General features: G+C 73.2%; 13 protein-coding genes. 11 read left to right on the forward strand and 2 right to left on the reverse strand.

The window, feature by feature from the left end; translation table 11 throughout:
- Positions 1–213 precede the first annotated feature (213 nt).
- Together AC069R_RS27415 and AC069R_RS27420 are read left to right on the forward strand one after the other, a co-directional pair.
- Positions 214–4,005, forward strand: a complete 3,792-nt coding sequence (locus AC069R_RS27415) for a glycosyltransferase (protein ID WP_478769465.1) — start codon at positions 214–216, stop codon at positions 4,003–4,005.
- Positions 4,002–5,534, forward strand: coding sequence for a DUF5719 family protein (locus AC069R_RS27420; RefSeq protein WP_478769466.1), 1,533 nt, complete (start codon positions 4,002–4,004; stop codon positions 5,532–5,534). The genes AC069R_RS27415 and AC069R_RS27420 overlap by 4 nt, the downstream gene beginning before the upstream one ends.
- A gap of 159 nt (positions 5,535–5,693) precedes the next feature.
- On the opposite strand, the gene AC069R_RS27425 is transcribed toward AC069R_RS27420, so the two are convergent.
- Positions 5,694–6,149 (reverse strand): metallopeptidase family protein, encoded by a 456-nt coding sequence (locus AC069R_RS27425; RefSeq protein ID WP_478769480.1) that lies wholly within the window; start codon positions 6,147–6,149, stop codon positions 5,694–5,696.
- A 315-nt stretch (positions 6,150–6,464) separates the two neighbouring features.
- Between AC069R_RS27425 and AC069R_RS27430 the strand changes: the two genes are divergently transcribed.
- The 8 genes from AC069R_RS27430 to AC069R_RS27465 all read left to right on the forward strand — a co-directional run bounded on the left by AC069R_RS27430 (position 6,465) and on the right by AC069R_RS27465 (position 15,511).
- Positions 6,465–6,887 (forward strand): DUF3499 family protein, encoded by a 423-nt coding sequence (locus AC069R_RS27430; RefSeq protein WP_186287702.1) that lies wholly within the window; start codon positions 6,465–6,467, stop codon positions 6,885–6,887.
- 187 nt (positions 6,888–7,074) lie between these two features.
- Complete coding sequence (locus tag AC069R_RS27435) at positions 7,075–8,439, forward strand: phosphomannomutase/phosphoglucomutase (RefSeq protein ID WP_478769467.1); 1,365 nt, start codon at positions 7,075–7,077, stop codon at positions 8,437–8,439.
- Between the two features lie 725 nt (positions 8,440–9,164).
- On the forward strand, positions 9,165–9,335 hold the full coding sequence (locus AC069R_RS27440) for a Trm112 family protein (protein WP_007450268.1): 171 nt from the start codon (positions 9,165–9,167) through the stop codon (positions 9,333–9,335).
- Positions 9,336–9,446: 111 nt separating this feature from the next.
- Complete coding sequence (locus AC069R_RS27445; protein ID WP_478769468.1) at positions 9,447–10,574, forward strand: SIS domain-containing protein; 1,128 nt, start codon at positions 9,447–9,449, stop codon at positions 10,572–10,574.
- 122 nt (positions 10,575–10,696) lie between these two features.
- A complete protein-coding gene (gene manA, locus AC069R_RS27450; RefSeq protein ID WP_478769469.1) occupies positions 10,697–11,848 on the forward strand; it encodes a mannose-6-phosphate isomerase, class I in 1,152 nt (383 codons plus the stop codon).
- Positions 11,849–11,975: 127 nt separating this feature from the next.
- A complete protein-coding gene (locus AC069R_RS27455) occupies positions 11,976–12,956 on the forward strand; it encodes a cation diffusion facilitator family transporter (protein WP_478769470.1) in 981 nt (326 codons plus the stop codon).
- Between the two features lie 296 nt (positions 12,957–13,252).
- The gene (ahcY, locus tag AC069R_RS27460) at positions 13,253–14,710 is read left to right on the forward strand and encodes an adenosylhomocysteinase (protein WP_478769471.1); all 1,458 of its coding nucleotides are present in this window, start codon (positions 13,253–13,255) and stop codon (positions 14,708–14,710) included.
- A gap of 189 nt (positions 14,711–14,899) precedes the next feature.
- Entirely contained in the window at positions 14,900–15,511 is a 612-nt protein-coding gene (locus tag AC069R_RS27465; protein WP_478769472.1) for a hypothetical protein, read from the forward strand.
- Positions 15,512–15,653: 142 nt separating this feature from the next.
- On the opposite strand, the gene AC069R_RS27470 is transcribed toward AC069R_RS27465, so the two are convergent.
- Positions 15,654–16,622, reverse strand: a complete 969-nt coding sequence (locus AC069R_RS27470; RefSeq protein ID WP_478769473.1) for an RDD family protein — start codon at positions 16,620–16,622, stop codon at positions 15,654–15,656.
- 146 nt (positions 16,623–16,768) lie between these two features.
- Here AC069R_RS27470 and AC069R_RS27475 point away from each other — a divergent pair, with 146 nt between their 5' ends.
- Complete coding sequence (locus tag AC069R_RS27475) at positions 16,769–17,776, forward strand: stage II sporulation protein M (protein WP_478769474.1); 1,008 nt, start codon at positions 16,769–16,771, stop codon at positions 17,774–17,776.
- Positions 17,777–18,231: the final 455 nt, after the last annotated feature.

The following is an 18,231-nucleotide window of genomic DNA, read 5'->3' on the forward strand; positions in this document are numbered from 1 at the left end:
CGGCGCGGGCACCCGGTACATACCCGCGCCATACCTGAGAAAACATCCCGAACGGCCCGCTGCCCGTGGGTTATCCACAGGCGGCGGGCCGTCGTCGTGGGCAGCCGATAGTGTGGTCGCTCGTCCGAGACGCCCCGCTGTCCCCGCGAGCCCATCGAGGCCCTGGGGGCGCGGGTGTCCACCGCAGTCCAGCGAACCGGGGCCCGTACCTCGATGTCCGTGCACAGCCACACGCCGGCCCAAGACCCGGCCGCCGCAGCAGCGTTCGACCCAGCCCGCCAGGCGGCGTTCGACCCGGCCCCCCAGGCGGCGTTCGACCCGGCCCGCCCACCCGAGTTTCCGCGTCACGTCGTCACCGCCGTCCTCGTCTCCCACGACGGCGCGCGCTGGCTGCCCGACGCGATCGCCGGGCTGCTCGGCCAGGAACGCCCCGTCCAGCACGCGGTGGCCGCCGACACCGGCAGCGCGGACAACTCCGCCCAACTGCTCGGCGAAGCCCTCGGTGACGCGGGCGTGCTGCACCTCGCCCGCCGCACCGGCTTCGGCCAGGCCGTCGAGGAGGCCAGCCGCACCGCCCCCCTCCTCACCCCGGACGAGCTGCCGTACCTCAAGCGCCCCAGCGGCTGGGACCCGGCCACCCGCACCTGGCGCGACGACGCCTACGACCTCCCCGAACTGCCGTACGGCGAACCGATCCAGTGGCTCTGGCTGCTGCACGACGACTGCGCCCCCGAACCCGACGCCCTCGCCCAGCTCCTGAAGGTCGTCGAGAACGAACTCGAACTCGGCCGCGACGACGTGGCCATCGTCGGCCCCAAACTCCGCGGCTGGTACGACCGCAGGCAACTGCTGGAAGTCGGCGTCTCCATCGCCAACTCCGGCCGCCGCTGGACCGGTCTGGACCGCCGCGAACAGGACCAGGGCCAGCACGACCACGTCCGCACCGTGCTGTCCGTCTCCACCGCCGGCATGCTGATCCGCCGCGACGTCTTCGAACAGCTCGGCGGCTTCGACCGCCGACTGCCCCTGATGCGCGACGACGTGGACCTGTGCTGGCGCGCCCACCTCGCCGGCCACCGCGTCCTGATCGCCCCCGACGCGGTCGTACGACACGCCGAGGCCGCCTCCCGCGAGCGCCGCGCCGTGGACTGCGTGGGCCGCACCGCCGCCTCCCCGCACAAGGTCGACAAGGCCGGAGCCGTCCACACCCTGCTCGCCAACACCCGTACCGCCGCGCTGCCCTGGGTGCTGCTCCGGCTCGTCCTCGGCACCCTCCTGCGGACCGTCGCCTACCTCGTCGGCAAGGTGCCGGGCCAGGCCGTCGACGAGATCCGCGGCCTGCTGGGCACCCTGCTGCGGCCCGAGCGGATCATCGCCGCCCGGCGCCGCCGCGGCACCCCGCGGATCGGCAAGGACGAACTGCGCGCCCTCTTCCCGCCCCCCGGCGCCACCATCCGCGCCACCGTGGAACAGTTCGCGGGCAACTTCACCGGCGGCTCCGACACCGACACCACGGCAGGCCGGCACGGCGGCGCCGTGGAATCCGGACCCGGCGGCGACGACGCCGACTTCCTGGAGGTCGAGCAGTTCGTCCGCCTCAAGCGGATCGCCCGCAGGCCCGGACCGGTCCTCTTCCTCGCCCTGCTGGTCATCTCCCTGGTCGCCTGCCGCGCCCTGCTCACCGGCGGCGCGCTCGGCGGCGGCGCCCTGCTGCCCGCCCCGGCGAGCGCCGGCGACCTGTGGTCCCGCTTCGCGGACGCCTGGCACCCGGTCGGCACCGGCGGCACCCCCGCCGCACCGCCCTACCTCGCCATCGTCGCCACCCTGGCCACCCTGCTGTTCGGCTCCGCCGGAGTCGCGGTCACCGTGCTGCTGGTCTGCTCGGTGCCGCTCGCCGGATTCACCGCCTACTTCGCCTCCCGGCCCCTGGTCACCTCCCGGCTGCTGCGCGCCTGGGCGGCCATCGCCTACGCCTTCCTGCCCGCCACCACCGGCGCCCTGGCCGGCGGCCGCATCGGCACCGCCGTACTCGCCGTGCTGCTGCCGCTGATCGCCCGCGCGGGCATCGCCGCGGGCGGCCTCACCAGCCGCACCGGCGCCCGCGGCAGCTGGCGCGCCACCTGGGCGTACGCCCTGCTGCTGACCATCACCACGGCCTTCACCCCGATCGTCTGGCCCATCGCGCTGATCCTCGGCCTCGGCGTGCTGGTGCTGCGCCGCGCCGACCTGGTCGCCCACGGCCTGCGCCTGCTCGTCCAGCTCGGCACCCCGCTGGTGCTGCTGGCCCCCTGGTCGCTGACCCTGCTGCCGACCGGCTTCTTCAAGGAAGCGGGCCTGGCCTACGGCGCCTCGTCCGCCTCCGCGCTCGACCTGCTCGGCGCCAGCCCCGGCGGCCCCGGCACCATGAGCGGCCTGCTGCTGCTCGGCATCGTGCTCGCCGCCCTCGCCGCACTGCTGCGCTCGCAGCGGCAGTTGGGCATCCGCACCGCCTGGGCCGTCGCCCTGACCGGCCTCGTCTTCGCGGTCCTCGCCAACCGGTCCGCCTGGGCCGGTCCCGCCACCCTCGTCTACGGCATCGCCCTGCTGGCCGCCGCCGCCCTCGGCGCCGACGGCGCCCGCGCGCGCGTGGCCGAGCAGAGCTTCGGCTGGCGCCAGCCGCTGGCCGCCCTGATCGCCCTCACCGCCGCCGTGGGCCCCCTGGTGCTCGCCGCCGCCTGGATGGTCCGCGGCGCCGACGGCCCCGTGCAGCGCCGCGACCCGGCCCAGGTGCCCGCGTTCGTCGCCGAGGACTCCACCACCGGCGACCGGGCCCGCACCCTCGTCCTGGACAGCGACTCCACCGCGCGCGTCAGCTACACCCTCGTACGCGGCGCCGGCGCCCGCATGGGAGACGCCGAACTCGCCGCCGCCGACGGCCACAACGCACGCCTGGACAAGGTCGTCGCCAACCTGGTCGCCGGCTCCGGCGCCGACCAGGCCGACGAACTCGGCGGCTTCGCCGTGCGCTACGTCCTCGTCCACAAGGGCGCGCCCCGCGACATCACCCGCGTCCTCGACGCCACCCCCGGCCTGGCCCGGCTCAGCCAGCAGAACGGCAACGCCCTGTGGCGTGTCGACCAGGAGGTCTCCCGCGCGGTCATCCTGCCCGCGGGCACCTCCGACTCCGTCGACTCGGGCAGCACCCAGCCGGTCGAGGCGGGACCGGTGGACATCCACACCACCGTCCCCGCCGGCTCCGACGGCCGCGTCCTGCGCCTCGCGGACAGCGCTGCCCCCGGCTGGACCGCCACCCTCGACGGCAAGCCGCTCACCCGCACCACCGTCGACGGCTGGGCCCAGGGCTTCCGACTCCCGTCCACCGGCGGCCGGTTGGACGTCACCTACGACGAGCCGATCACCCACACCGCCTGGCTTTGGGCCCAGGGCGCGCTCGCCGTCGTCCTGGTCGTCCTCGCCCTGCCGGGCCGCCGGCGCGACGTGGACGACGACCTCCCCGAGGAGGAGCCGGTGCCCGCGCAGGCCGCCACGGGCGAGGGCCGCCGCGCCCGCCGCCTGCGCGCCCAGGCCGAGGAGGAGTCCGCCGCGGAACTCCCCGCAGCGCAAGCCCCCGTAGGGGAGACCCCCATGGGGGAGATGCCCGCAGGGGACGCCCCGGACATGCCCCCGGCCCCGGCCGAGCCCCAGATCCCGCACCAGCAGCCGTACGACCCCTCCTACGACGAGTCGTACGCCACCCCCTACGCCGACGCCCCGTACCCCGGCTACGGCACCGACCCCTACCAACAGGGCGGCTACGACCCGCAGACGTACCAGGCCGACCCCTACGGAACGGCGTCGTACGACCCGTACGCCTACGGCGGCACCGCCGAACAGCAGCCGTACGACCCGGCGGCGTACCAGCAGCAGGGCTACGACCCGGCGTACGACCCCGCCCAGCAGGGCTACGACCCCGCCCGGCCGCACCACGGCACCGGCAGCGAGCGCCCCGACGGGAGCCAGCAGTGAACCGCACCACCCTGTCCTTGATCGCCGGCACCACCGCGCTGGCCGCCGTCACCGCGTTCGCTGCGCTGACCACCCCGTCCGCGTCCGGCGCCGCCGGGTCCGGCGCCGCGGCGTCCGGCGCCGCCGCCCAACTGCCCGTGCAGCGCACCGGCCTGCTGTGCCCGGCGCCCAGCGTCTCGGACATCGCGGACACGACGTACACCTCGTTCACGCCCGTCACCCAGGGCGCCCCGAGCAGCGGCAAGGCCCAACTCCAGGCCGCCCCCGCGCAGTCGGCGGACGGCACGGGCGGCACCCCGCAGGGCAAGAGCAAGGGCAAGGGCGGCAAGAAGACGACCGCCGACCAACCGGTACTCACCCCGAAGGCGCCCGGCACCCCGGTCACCGCCGACACCTCAGGCGCCGACACACCCGCGCTGATCGGCACCGCCGACGGGAAGTTCGCGCCCGGCTGGACCGTCCAGGAGACCACCGAGATCGACGCCGGTACCGGCCGCGGCCTCCAGGGCGTCGCCTGCACACCCGCCGACACGGAGTTCTGGTTCCCGGGCGCCAGCACCGCCGCCGGCCGTACCGACTACGTCCATCTGACCAACCCGGACGACTCCGCCGCCGTCGTGGACGTCGAGCTGTACGGCAAGAACGGCGCGATCAAGTCGCCGCTGGGGGAGAACCTCACGGTCAAGCCGCACACCAGCGAGCCGATCCTGCTGTCCACGCTGACCGACGAACGGCAGGACGACCTGACCGTGCACGTCAGCGTGCGCAGCGGCCGGGTCGGCGCCACGGTGCAGGCGCTGGACGACAAGTCGGGCGGCGACTGGCTGGCCGCGGCCGCCGACCCGGCCGGCAGCCTGGTGCTGCCGGGCATCCCCAAGGACGCCACCGACGTACGCCTGATCGCCTTCACGCCCGGTGGCGACGACGCCGACCTCAAGATCCGGCTCGCCTCGCCCGACGGCCTGATCACCCCGGCGGGCAACGAGGAACTGCACGTCAAGTCCGGCATGACCACCGCGGCCGACCTCGGCCCGCTCACCCGCGGCGAGGCCGGTTCCCTGGTCCTGACCCCCACCGACCAGTCGGTGCCGGTCGTCGCCGCGCTGCGGGTGGTCCGGGGCAAGGGCGCGAACCAGGAGACCGCGTTCATCCCGGCCACCGCCCCCGTCGGCGCGCGCGCCACCGCGGCCGACAACAGCGCCAAGGGCACCACCCTCGCCCTGACCGCGCCCACCGGCACGGCCAGGGTCAAGGTCACCGCCTCGGCGGGCAGCGAGGGCGGTACGGCGGTCAGCAAGACCTACACGATCAAGTCCGGCACCACTCAGGACGTCGACGCCCCGGTCCCCTCCGGCGCCAAGGGCACCTACGCCCTGACCGTCGAGCCCCTCACCGCCACCCCCGTCTACGCCTCCCGCACCCTCACCTCGACCGACCCCTCCGGGTTCACCATCCAGACCCTGCCGAGCGACAGGGGGCTGGTCTCGGTCCCGAAGACGGACGAGGACCTGTCGATCCTCCAGAAGTAGGGGGCAGGCTCCGGGGCACGCCGTACGGGGGTGGGTGAACGGCACCCGCCCCCGGCCCGCGACAGCGCGGGTCGACCAGACAGCAGAGGCCGAACGGACAGCGCGGGCCAACCCGACAGCGCGGGCGGGCAGCGGGCGGCGGGCAGCGGGCGGCGGGGCCTAATCCTCCCCGTACCGCGGATCCACCGTCTCCGGCGTCAGCCCCAGCAGCTCCGCGACCTGCTCCACGACCACTTCGTGGACGAGCGCCGCCCGCTCGTCCCGCCCCTTCGACCGGATCTCCACCGGCCGCCGGTACACCACGACCCGCGCCCGCCGCCCCTGCCGCGCCGGCACGATCCCCCCGAGCGGCACCGCCTCGTCCCCCCACAGGGCGACCGACTCCTGCCCTTCGAGGCGAGGCACCTCCAGCACCAGGAACTCCACCTCGGCGAGCTGCGGCCACCGCCGCTCCAGCCGCTCCACGGAGTCCTGCACGAGATCGTCGAACACCTCCGCCCGGCTCGCCGCCAACGGCACCTGCGGCGGTGCGATCGGCCCCCGCATGCCCCGCCCGTGACGATCACGGCGACGGGGTCCGGGGCCTGCGGCTCGGGGCGGTACACGGTTGTCCATCACTGGTGAAGCGTAGTCCCCGGCCGCCCCGCCCGCCCGGTCGCACGCGCCAACCGGCCACCGGCGACTTCCCGCCGCGTTCTGCCGCTTTCCTGTCGCGGGACGACCGTTCCGGCCAAGCCCCGGCGCATTTCGGCAACCGTCCACGAACCCTTCAAGTCCCCAGAACACAAGGCAATTGACCGTGTTTGTACTGACTCATGACCGGAAACAGTCCCACCCGAGCACCCCGAAACCCCCCTCTCTGCGGCTCAACAGGGCCTGTTTCCAGGGGTATGTGGGGCGTCTCACAGCACGACACGGGGGAGTGACCTGGTGGAGAGTCGTCGCGGCCCGCTCAAGAGTGCGGTACCGTCCAACGTCGTGAGCCCTGTACGTCGCTGTTCGCGCACCGCCTGCGGCCGACCCGCCGTCGCGACGCTGACGTACGTCTACGCCGACTCGACCGCGGTCCTCGGCCCGCTCGCCACCTACGCCGAACCCCACTGCTACGACCTGTGCGCCGAGCACTCCGAGCGCCTCACCGCCCCGCGCGGCTGGGAGGTCGTCCGTCTCCTCGACGGCTCCGCCCCCGCCCGGCCCAGCGGCGACGACCTGGAGGCGCTCGCCAACGCCGTGCGCGAGGCCGCCCGCCCCCAGGAACGCGCGGCCGGGGCAGGCGGCGGGGCCCGCGCCGCGGACCCCATGGAGGTGGCCCGCCGCGGCCATCTGCGGGTCCTGCGCTCCCCCGACAACTGACCGGCGTCCGCGGGGGGATGACGGACGCTCCCCCGTAGGGGTCGTCCCGGAGCGCCACCCGCCCCGCCACTCCTCCCGGTGCTTCCGGGTTCCTCCCGGAGGACGCGCGCCCCAGGTGTCCGCACACCTCCCCCTTACCGCGAACGGGTAGTTTGTGGGGGCCAGAGAACTTTCAGGAGGGTTGGCCGTGACTGCTGATCTGTCGCAGATCGTGAAGGCGTACGACGTACGCGGAGTGGTCCCGGACCAGTGGGACGAAACACTGGCCGGACTCTTCGGCGCCGCCTTCGCGCAGGTGACGGGCGCGTCGGCGATCGTCGTCGGCCACGACATGCGGCCCTCGTCCCCCGGTCTGTCCCGCGCCTTCGCGCGCGGCGCGGCGGACCGCGGCGTGGACGTGACCGAGATCGGCCTGTGCTCCACCGATCAGCTCTACTACGCCTCCGGCGCGCTGGACCTGCCCGGCGCGATGTTCACCGCCTCGCACAACCCGGCCCAGTACAACGGCATCAAGATGTGCCGCGCCGGCGCCGCCCCGGTCGGCCAGGACACCGGTCTCGCGCAGATCCGCGAACTGGTCGAGGAATGGCTGGAGTCGGGCGCCCCGGAACCGGCCGCGGAGCCGGGCACCCTCAGCTCGCGCGAGACGCTGGAGGACTACGCGGCGCACCTGCGCTCGCTGGTCGACCTGCGCGCGATCCGCCCCCTGAAGGTCGTGGTCGACGCGGGCAACGGCATGGGCGGCCACACGGTGCCCACGGTCTTCGCCGGCCTGCCCCTGACCCTCGTGCCGATGTACTTCGAACTGGACGGCACCTTCCCGAACCACGAGGCCAACCCGCTCGACCCGGCCAACCTCGTGGACCTCCAGAAGCGCGTCCCGGCCGAGGGCGCGGACCTGGGCATCGCCTTCGACGGCGACGCCGACCGCTGCTTCGTCGTGGACGAGAACGGCGACCCGGTCTCCCCGTCCGCGATCACCGCCCTGGTCGCCGCGCGCGAGCTGGCGCGCAACGGCGGCGAAGGCATGATCATCCACAACCTGATCACCTCCCGCACGGTCCCCGAGGTCGTCCGCGAGAACGGCGGCACCCCGGTCCGCACCCGCGTCGGCCACTCCTTCATCAAGGCCGAGATGGCCCGCACCGGCGCGATCTTCGGCGGCGAGCACTCCGCGCACTACTACTTCAAGGACTTCTGGAACGCCGACACCGGCATGCTGGCCGCCCTGCACGTCCTCGCCGCCCTCGGCGGCCAGGAGGGCCCGCTGTCCTCGCTCGTCGCCCAGTACGACCGCTACGCGGGCTCCGGCGAGATCAACTCCACCGTCGCCGACCAGTCCGGCCGCCTCGCCGCGATCCGCGCCGCGTACGAGGGGCGGGCCGGCGTCACCCTGGACGACCTCGACGGCCTCACCGTCTCCGCCCCCGACTGGTGGTTCAACGTCCGCCCCTCCAACACCGAGCCCCTCCTCCGCCTGAACGCCGAGGCGAAGGACGAGCCCACGATGACCAAGATCCGCGACGAGGCGCTGGCCATCATCAGGGCGTGACATCCCCGTCCCGCCCCCCGCCCGGCTTCCCTGCCGGGCGAGGTGGGGTGGGGCCGGGGGAGAGAGCCGAGAGCCGGGGCCACATCAGGGGGCCGAATCCCACCATCCCGGCTCGCGCCCGCCCGCCGGGCCCCGGTCCCACCACCGCTGCCCTCCTGCCTGGCTGTCTGTCTCCCGCCTGGCCGCCGGGCCCCGGTCTCACCACTGCGGCCCTCCCTCCGGCTGCTTGTCTCCTGCCCGCCCACCGGGCCCCAGCCCCACTACCGCGGCCCTTCCCCCGGCTGTCTGCCTTCTGCCCGGCCGCCGGGCCCCGGTCTCACCACTGCGGCCCTTCCCCGCGGCTGTCTGTCTCCTGTCCGGCCTCCGGGCCTCGGTCCCACTACCGCGGCCCTCCTGCCTGGCTGTCTGCCTCCTGCCGGCCACCGGGCCCCAGCCCCACCACTGCGGCCCTCCGACCCCCCGGCTGTCTGTCCCCACCCCGCCACCTCCACCCCGGCCCGCAGGGCCCGTGCCTCCACCCCTCGGCCAACCGGTTCGGGCGGGTGGGTGGGCAAAGCCGGGACGTGACGGAAGCCGCCCTGATCACCCCGGCCCGCGGGGCCCCTACCTCCACCCCTCGGCCAACCGAGTCGGGCGGGTGGGTGGGCAAGGCCCCGCCCCGCCCGCACCCCCGCGGTACGCTGACCAGCGGTCCGAGAAACCCCGCCCCCGAAGGGACACACCCCATGCCGCTCGAAGCCGGCCTCCTGGAGATCCTCGCCTGCCCGGCCTGCCACGCCCCCCTCAAGGAGCAGGACGCCGAGCTGATCTGCACCGGCCAGGACTGCGGTCTCGCCTACCCGGTCCGCGACGGCATCCCGGTCCTCCTCGTGGACGAGGCCCGCCGCCCCGAGTGACGCGGCCCGACCCGTCGTACCGTCGAGGACACCGCCGTACCGTCCAAGGCCCCCACACCCCGTAGGGTCTTAGACGTCGTAGCCACCCCCGGCCATCGGAGGCTGCCGCCCATGCTGGACGAATCGCTGCTCGACAGCCCGGAGGGCCTCGCCGAGGCCGACCGCCGGGGCCTGCTGCGCGGTGCCGCCGAGGCCGGCGCCCGCGTGCGCACCGCCGCCCGGCATGCCGCCGAGGCCGGCGTCGGCAACCTCAAACCCGACGGCCGCCCCCGCGCCGTACTGATCGCCGGGCCCGGCGCCGCCGCCACCCACACCGCCGACCTCCTCGGCACCCTGGCGGGCCCCGGCAGCCCCGTGGTCCGCCTCGCCCCCACCGGCGTCGCCCCCGCCGCGGGCGCCCTGCGCTGGGAACTCCCCGGCTGGGCGGGCTCGGTCGACCTGCTCCTGATCACCACCCCGGACGGCACCGAACCCAGCCTCGCCCTCCTCGCCGACCAGGCGTACCGCCGCGGCCTCACCGTCGTCGCCGTCGCCCCGGCCGGCACCCCCCTCGCCGAGTCCGTCGGCGGCACCCACGGGCTGTTCGTCCCGATGGCGACGGCACCGTACGACCAGGACGAACCGCTCGCCGCGTCCTCGCCCGGCGTCTTCTGGGCCCTGCTGACCCCGCTGCTCGCCCTTCTGGACCGCATCGGCCTGCTCTCCGCCCCGCCCGAGGCCCTGGAGAAGGTCGCCGACCGCCTCGACCGGATCGCCGAACGCTGCGGCCCCGCCATCGCCGCCTACAGCAACCCCGCCAAGACCCTCGCCGCCGAACTCGCCGACGCGCTCCCCGTGGTGTGGACCGAGGGCACCTCCGCGGGCCCCGCGGGCCGCCGCTTCGCCGCCGCCCTCGCCGAACTCGCCGGCCGCCCCGCCGTCGTCGCCGAACTGCCCGAGGCGCTCGCCGCGCACGGCGCCCTGCTGGCCGGCCCCCTCGCCGCCAGCGCCGACCCGGACGACTTCTTCCGCGACCGCGTGGAGGAGGCGCCCGCGCTGCACGCGCGCGTGGTGCTGCTGCGCGACCGCCCGAGCGGCGGCCTCACCGCCGCCCCCGCCGCCCGTGACCTGGCCCTCAGCCACGACACGCCGATCAGCGAACTCGAACCCGAGGAGGGCGGCGAACTGGAGACCCTCGCGGAACTGATCGCCGTCACGGATTTCGCCGCCGTTTACCTGGCGCTCGCTTCCGGGGCCTGATCTGGCTACGGGCCGGTCCGCACCGGCCACGGGCCCGCCCTTCCACGGCCCGCACACCGGCACCGCGCCCCGCGCGAGCCCCGCCGGCCGAGCAGCGCACGCACGGAAGACAGAGAAGACACATGGACCGCCTCGACAACACCGTCCGCCCCTACGCCTGGGGTTCCCCCACCGCCATCCCGCACCTCCTCGGCGTCGAGCCGACCGGCGAACCCCAGGCGGAGATGTGGATGGGCGCCCACCCCGGCGCCCCGTCGCGCACCCCGCGCGGCACCCTTGCCGAGGTGATCGACGCCGACCCGGAGCGGGAACTGGGCAAGGAGACGGTGGCCAGGTTCGGCCCGCACCTGCCCTTCCTGCTGAAGATCCTCGCCGCCGGCGCACCCCTGTCCCTCCAGGTGCACCCCGATCTGGACCAGGCCAGGGAGGGTTACGGCGACGAGGAGCGCAAAGGCGTCCCGATCGACGCGCCGCACCGCAACTACAAGGACGCCAACCACAAGCCCGAACTGATCTGCGCCCTTACCGAGTTCGACGGCCTGTGCGGCTTCCGCGACCCGGCCCGCGCCGCCGACCTGCTCGCCGGTCTCGGCGTCGACTCCCTCAAGCCGTACGTCGATCTCCTGGGCGCCCACCCCGAGGAGGCGGCCCTGCGCGAGGTCCTCACCGCGATCCTCGGCGCGGACCGCGACGACATGGCCCGCACCGTCACCGAGGCCACCGCCGCCTGCGCCCGCCTGGGCGGCGACTACGCCCCGTACGCCGGCCTCGCCCACCACTTCCCCGGCGACCCCGGCGTCATCGCGGCCATGCTGCTCAACCATGTCCGCCTCCAGCCCGGCGAGGCGCTGTTCCTGGGCGCCGGCGTCCCGCACGCCTATCTCGACGGCCTGGGCGTCGAGATCATGGCCAACTCCGACAACGTCCTTCGCTGCGGTCTGACGCCCAAACACGTCGACGTGCCCGAACTCCTGCGCGTCGTCCGCTTCGAGGCGGGCGACCCCGGCGTGCTGCGGCCCGAGGCCGCCCCGGACGGCGAGGAGGTCTACGAGACACCGATCGACGAGTTCCGGCTCTCCCGGTACGTCCTGGCCGAGGGCGGCACCGCCCACGACCTCACCCGGAACACCCCGCAGATCCTGCTCTGCACGGCCGGCTCCGTCCGCGCGGGCGAGCACGAACTGGGCCCCGGACACTCGGTGTTCGTCCCGGCCGGCGAGAAGGCCGAGATCTCGGGCGCGGGTACGGTCTTCCGCGCCACCGTGCGCGTTTGACGGACCGTATGACCGGGGCTGTGGATACCTGACGTGCCGGGGCCCGGCCGGGCTGCGACAATGGCCCACCGGCAAAGGCCGGGCAAAGGCGCAGAGCGGGCAGAGACCGAAGGGACAACGCGGACACATGAGCGCGTCAGGCGGTACCAGGGCGATCGTGGCGGCACTCGGCGCCAACCTCGCGATCGCGGCATCGAAGTTCGTGGCGTTCGCCTTCAGCGGCTCCTCCTCGATGCTCGCCGAGGGCGTCCACTCGCTCGCCGACTCCGGCAACCAGTTCCTGCTGCTCGTCGGCGGGAAGAAGGCCCAGCGCGAGGCCACCCCGCAGCACCCCTTCGGCTACGGCCGCGAGCGGTACATCTACGCCTTCCTCGTCTCGATCGTCCTCTTCTCCGTCGGCGGCATGTTCGCCATCTACGAGGGCTACGAGAAGATCTCCCACCCGCACGCCCTGGAGAACTGGTACTGGCCGGTGGCCGTCCTCGTCTTCGCGATCCTCGCCGAGGGCTTCTCCTTCCGCACCGCCATCAAGGAGTCCAAGGAGCTGCGCGGCTCGCTGTCCTGGTCGCAGTTCATCCGCCGCGCCAAGGCCCCCGAGCTGCCCGTCGTCCTGCTGGAGGACTTCGGCGCGCTCATCGGTCTCGTCCTCGCCCTCGGCGGCGTCGGCCTCTCCCTGCTCACCGGCGACGGCGTCTGGGACGGCGTCGGCACCGTCTGCATCGGTGTCCTCCTCGTCTGCATCGCCCTGGTCCTGGCCGCCGAGACCAAGTCGCTGCTGCTGGGCGAGGCGGCCGGCCTCGACGTGATCAAGAAGATCGAGGACGCGACCGTCGACGGCGCCTCGGTCACCCGCATCATCCACATGCGCACCCTCCACCTCGGCCCCGAGGAACTGCTGGTCGCCGCCAAGATCGCGGTACGGCACGACGACACCGCCGCCGAGGTCGCCGCCGCCATCGACGCCGCCGAGGACCGCATCCGCACCGCCGTCCCCATCGCCCGTGTGATTTACCTCGAACCCGACATCTACAGCGAGGCCGAGGCCGCCAAGGGACCCGACCCGGCGGCGACCCCCGGCGGCCCGAACCCGCACGCCGGCGGCCACTGACCCGGCCCCGCCCACCCCGCCCCGGACCGCACCGCGCTCTTGGATACGGCTTGAACCATGCGGACGCGGACTGTGGGCGAGCGGGCGGTCCGGTGTAGCTTGGGACGGAGCCAGACGTCGCTGCTGATGGCGGTCGGGCGGTCCCACCACGGACCGTCCGAGGGAGAGAGGGCCTCCGACGGACTGCGCTGCGCGCACGTGGGCATGCCCATGTCCTCTTTCCGGGCATCCGTATGTCCGCCGCCGCGCAGATCAGCCGTACCCACCCTCGCCCCGATTCCGAGGAGCAGCTCGTCATGACGACTGTCGACAACCGACAGGACTTCAAGGTCGCCGATCTCTCGCTGGCCGAGTTCGGCCGCAAGGAGATCACCCTCGCCGAGCACGAGATGCCCGGCCTGATGGCGATCCGCAAGGAGTACGCCGGGAGCCGGCCGCTGGCCGGCGCCCGGATCACCGGCTCCCTGCACATGACCGTGCAGACCGCCGTGCTGATCGAGACCCTGGTCGCCCTCGGCGCCCGCGTCCGCTGGGCCTCCTGCAACATCTTCTCCACCCAGGACCACGCCGCCGCCGCCATCGCCGTCGGTCCGAACGGCACCCCGGACAACCCCCAGGGCGTCCCGGTCTTCGCCTGGAAGGGCGAGACCCTGGATGAGTACTGGTGGTGCACCGAGCAGGCCCTGACCTGGCCGGACAGCCCCACCGGCGGGCCGAACATGATCCTGGACGACGGCGGCGACGCCACCCTCCTCGTCCACAAGGGCGTCGAGTACGAAAAGGACGGCAAGGTCCCCGGCCTGGAGACCGCCGAGTCCGACGAGCACCGCGTCATCCTCGAACTGCTGCACCGCACCATCACGGACGGTTCGCAGAAGTGGACCCAGCTGGCCTCCGAGATCCGCGGGGTGACGGAGGAGACCACGACGGGTGTGCACCGGCTGTACGAGATGCAGCGTGACGGTGTGCTGCTGTTCCCGGCGATCAATGTCAACGACGCGGTGACGAAGTCGAAGTTCGACAACAAGTACGGCTGCCGGCACTCCCTGATCGACGGCATCAACCGCGCCACCGACGTGCTGATCGGCGGCAAGACCGCCGTCGTCTGCGGTTACGGCGACGTGGGCAAGGGCTGTGCGGAGTCGTTGCGCGGTCAGGGTGCGCGTGTGATCGTCACGGAGATCGACCCGATCTGCGCGCTCCAGGCGGCGATGGACGGTTACCAGGTCACGACGCTGGACGAGGTCGTCGAGACCGCCGACATCTTCGTCACCACGACGGGCAACAAGGACATCATCATGGCCTCGGACATGGCCAGGATGAAGCACCAGGCGATCGTGGGGAACATCGGTCACTTCGACAACGAGATCGACATGGCCGGCCTGGCGAGGATTCCGGGCATCGTGAAGGACGAGGTCAAGCCGCAGGTCCACACCTGGACGTTCCCGGACGGCAAGGTGATCATCGTGCTGTCCGAGGGCCGGCTGCTGAACCTGGGCAACGCGACCGGGCACCCGTCGTTCGTGATGTCGAACTCCTTCGCGGACCAGACGCTGGCGCAGATCGAGCTGTTCACCAAGCCCGACCGGTACCCGACCGGCGTGTACACGCTGCCCAAGCACCTGGACGAGAAGGTCGCCCGCCTCCACCTCGACGCCCTCGGCGTCAAGCTGACCACGCTGCGCCCGGAGCAGGCCGCGTACATCGGCGTCGAGGTCGAGGGCCCGTACAAGCCCGACCACTACCGCTACTGACCGCCCCCGAGCCGCGTCACCGCGTCTCGGCCAGGTCCGCAGAGGCAGGCCCCCGCACCCCCGTGCCGGGGGCCTGCCCCTTTGGCCGGTCCGGTCTCCGGTCCGGCCTTCACGCACCCGTCCGGCGCTCACGCCCCCGGACCGACGTACCGCGGCGACGCCCCGAGCCCGTCACAACCCAGGACCCCCATGCCCCGCGGCCGCTATTCGCTCCACGATCCACACGATCACACCCCCCTCGGCGAAGAACACTTCCAGTGCGCCCCCGGCCCGTCCGGCTGGCGCTATGTCTCCCGGCTGACGACCCCCGCCGGCGACCAGAGCGGCTCGGTCGACCTCGCCCTGGACGACCTCGGCCGTCCCATCCGCCTCGAACTCCACGCGGGCGGCTGGCAGGTGCGCGGTGCCGCCCTCGACGGCGTCACCTGGGTCCGCACGGACCCCACCGGGACCCATGCCACCGAAGGCAATGTGCGCGCCCACGCCTTCACCGGCACGTCCCCCGCGTTCCTCGTCGCCACCGCTCGTCTCCTGCGCCTCACCCCCTCCTCCGCGACCCGCGTACGACTTGTCGCCCTCACGGACCCGGTCCTCGCCCCCCGCACCGTGGACCAGTCCTGGGCACTGGTGAACAGCGAAGCACACGCCACTGACAACGGCCCCCTGACCGTGGACGAATACCAGGTCAGCGCCCTGGACACGGGTGAACAGCACACCGTCCACATCGCCGGCGACGTGGTGCTGGCCGCGCCCGGAATCGAGCTGGAGGACCTGGAGTCACCGCCGTCGACGTTCCGCTGAGCAGCGGGGCTGGCGGGGCGTGAAGGGGCGTCTCGCGCGGGCGAGGGAAGGGCGCTGCCCGGCCCGCCGGCTCAACTGTCCACCGGCGTCCGCGCGGGCGGGGTTGGGGCCCGGCCGTACTCCGCGGTGAGCGCAGTCGCCCTTACGCGGGCGGCGCGAACCCGGTGGCCGGCCGCTCACCCGGCGGCTCCTGCCGGGAAGGCGCGGCCGACGGCACACTCGGCACGGCGGACGCCTCCGGCTGGGCGGGCGCCGGGGCCCGATACACGGACCAACCACCGGGCTCCGCAGCCGACCCGGCACCCGACGCGTCACCCCCGGCCGCGCGCGGGGCATCTCCCGCCACGGAACCGCCCGCGCCGAACGGCCGCCGCGCCTGCCGGGACTCCCGCGACTGCCGCTCGTGCACCACGGCGGCCAGGAAGACGGCAGGAGGAAGATCGGCGGGCAGCGGAGCCCCCGTGCGCGCCGCGAGCTCACCGGCGAGCCGCCGCGCCATCTCCCAGGACACACCGGGATCCAGCTGCTGCATCCGCGTCAGGTACTGCCGTACGGCCAGCCACAGCCCGTCCGGCACGGCCGACAGGTCGAGGCCGGCGAACCGCTGCGCGAGGTGCGGCGGCGGAGGCGGGACGAGACCGGTCCGCCCCACCGGAATCCGTTCCCGCACGACGAGGGTCCCCGCGAACACGTCCCCGAGCCGCCGCCCGCGCGCCGAGACCAGCGACGCGATGGACGCGATCGTGCCGAACGTCATGAGAATCTCGATCACACCGATCGCACCCCGTACCAGCGCGTGCCGGAAGCGGATCGGCCCGCCGTCGTCCCGCACCACCCGAAGCCCCAGCGCCATCTTCCCGAGCGAACGGCCGTGGCTCAGCGTCTCCACCGCGATCGGCACGCCGATCGGCACCAGCAGGAACGTCGCGATCGCCAGCGCCGTTTGCGCGGCACTGTCCAGGGAGGACGTCGTCACCACGAGCAGCACGGTGACCGCGACATACGCGGTCACCGCCGCCGCCAGGTCGAGCAGTACGGCCAACGCCCTGCTCGGGAATTTCGCCGGCAGCAGTTCAAGGGCCACCGCCTCGCCGGTCACCAGCTCGCTCACGCTCACCCCGTCCTTCTCCTGGTCCGCCCCGTGGGCGGCAAGTCTGCCAAGCTGTGGGCGCATTGCGCGCCAGTGCGACAAGCTGACAGCAAACACGATCATCGACGACGAGCAGTCGGCGACCGGCCGAGGAGCAGGCAGACCCGATGGACCTGGACGTCTTCGTCTCCGCACACCGAGCCGAATGGGACCGCCTCGACGCCCTGCTCCGCCGCCGACGCCGCCTGAACGGCGCCGAGGCCGACGAACTCGTCAGCCTCTACCAGCGCACCGCGACCCACCTCTCGCTCATCCAGTCCAGCGCCCCCGACCCGCAGCTCACCGGGCGGCTCAGCCAACTCGTCGCCCGCGCGCGCAGTGCCGTCACCGGTGCCCGCACCGCGTCCTGGCGCGATGTGACCCGCTTCCTGACCCGAGGCTTCCCGGCCGCCGTCTATCGCGCGCGCCGCTGGTGGGTCCCCACGGCGCTCGTCTCCACGGCCGTCGCGATCCTGCTGGGCTGGTGGATCGGCGCGCACCCGGAGGTGCAGTCCTCCATCGCGGCCCCCGGTCAGCTGCGCCAGATGACCCGCCCCGGCGGTGAGTACGAGACCTACTACTCCAGCCATCCGGCGGCCTCCTTCGCCGCTCAGGTGTGGACGAACAACGCCGAGGCGGCCGCGATGTGCCTGGTCCTGGGCGTCTTCCTGGGCCTGCCGGTCCTGTGGATCCTCTTCGAGAACATGCTCAACCTCGGTGCCGGCTTCGGCCTGATGTCCTCCGCCGGCCGCCTCGACACCTTCCTCGGCCTGGTCCTGCCGCACGGCCTGCTGGAACTGACCGCCGTCTTCGTCGCGGCCGGTACGGGACTTCGCCTGGGCTGGACCGTCATCGACCCCGGCCCCCGCACCCGGCGCGCCGCGCTCGCGGAGGAGGGACGGGCCGCGGTGGGCATGGCGATCGGCCTCGCCCTGGTCCTGTTCGTCTCCGGCGCCATCGAAGGCTTCGTGACGCCGTCCGGCCTGCCCACCTGGGCCCGCATCGGCATCGGCATCGTGGCCGAGGTGGCATTCCTGACGTACGTCTACGTCCTCGGGGGCCGCGCGGTACGTGAGGGCGAGACGGGTGATCTCGACGCGGCGGACCGCAGTTCCTCCGTGCCCACCGCCGCCTGATGTGCGTCCGGCCCTCCTGAGCTGCTAGTCTCCTCTTCGCCCACGGGAGCCGTTGACACGGGTCGCGTGGGGAGGTAGATTCAAACAGTTGCCTAGAACTGGACACGTCCGGTAGGCGATCGCTAGACTCTACTGGCTTCCACGAAGTCGCTATCGACATTCAAAAGAAGCATCCTCCCGATTACTCAGAAATGAGCGGCCGGTCAGACCGGCCAAGAACTTCTGATAAAGTCGGAACCGCCGGAAAGGGAAACGCGAGAGCGGGAACCTGGAAAGCACCGAGGAAATCGGATCGCGAAGGTCTGATAGAGTCGGAAACACGAAGGGAAGCCCGGAGGAAAGCCCGAGAGGGTGAGTACAAAGGAAGCGACCGTTCCTTGAGAACTCAACAGCGTGCCAAAAGTCAACGCCAGATATGTTGATACCCCGTCTCCGGTCATCACGATCGGGACGTG

Source organism: Streptomyces sp. NPDC043952 (assembly GCF_056435325.1).

What these genes read in the sequence shown, in the direction of transcription:
- ahcY (WP_478769471.1), top strand. Translation starts at nt 13,253, where the DNA reads ATGACGACTGTCGACAACCGACAGGACTTCAAGGTCGCCGATCTCTCG.
- AC069R_RS27455 (WP_478769470.1), top strand. Translation starts at nt 11,976, where the DNA reads ATGAGCGCGTCAGGCGGTACCAGGGCGATCGTGGCGGCACTCGGCGCC.
- AC069R_RS27425 (WP_478769480.1), bottom strand. Translation starts at nt 6,149, where the DNA reads ATGGACAACCGTGTACCGCCCCGAGCCGCAGGCCCCGGACCCCGTCGC.
- AC069R_RS27445 (WP_478769468.1), top strand. Translation starts at nt 9,447, where the DNA reads ATGCTGGACGAATCGCTGCTCGACAGCCCGGAGGGCCTCGCCGAGGCC.
- AC069R_RS27440 (WP_007450268.1), top strand. Translation starts at nt 9,165, where the DNA reads ATGCCGCTCGAAGCCGGCCTCCTGGAGATCCTCGCCTGCCCGGCCTGC.
- AC069R_RS27465 (WP_478769472.1), top strand. Translation starts at nt 14,900, where the DNA reads ATGCCCCGCGGCCGCTATTCGCTCCACGATCCACACGATCACACCCCC.
- AC069R_RS27475 (WP_478769474.1), top strand. Translation starts at nt 16,769, where the DNA reads ATGGACCTGGACGTCTTCGTCTCCGCACACCGAGCCGAATGGGACCGC.
- manA (WP_478769469.1), top strand. Translation starts at nt 10,697, where the DNA reads ATGGACCGCCTCGACAACACCGTCCGCCCCTACGCCTGGGGTTCCCCC.
- AC069R_RS27415 (WP_478769465.1), top strand. Translation starts at nt 214, where the DNA reads ATGTCCGTGCACAGCCACACGCCGGCCCAAGACCCGGCCGCCGCAGCA.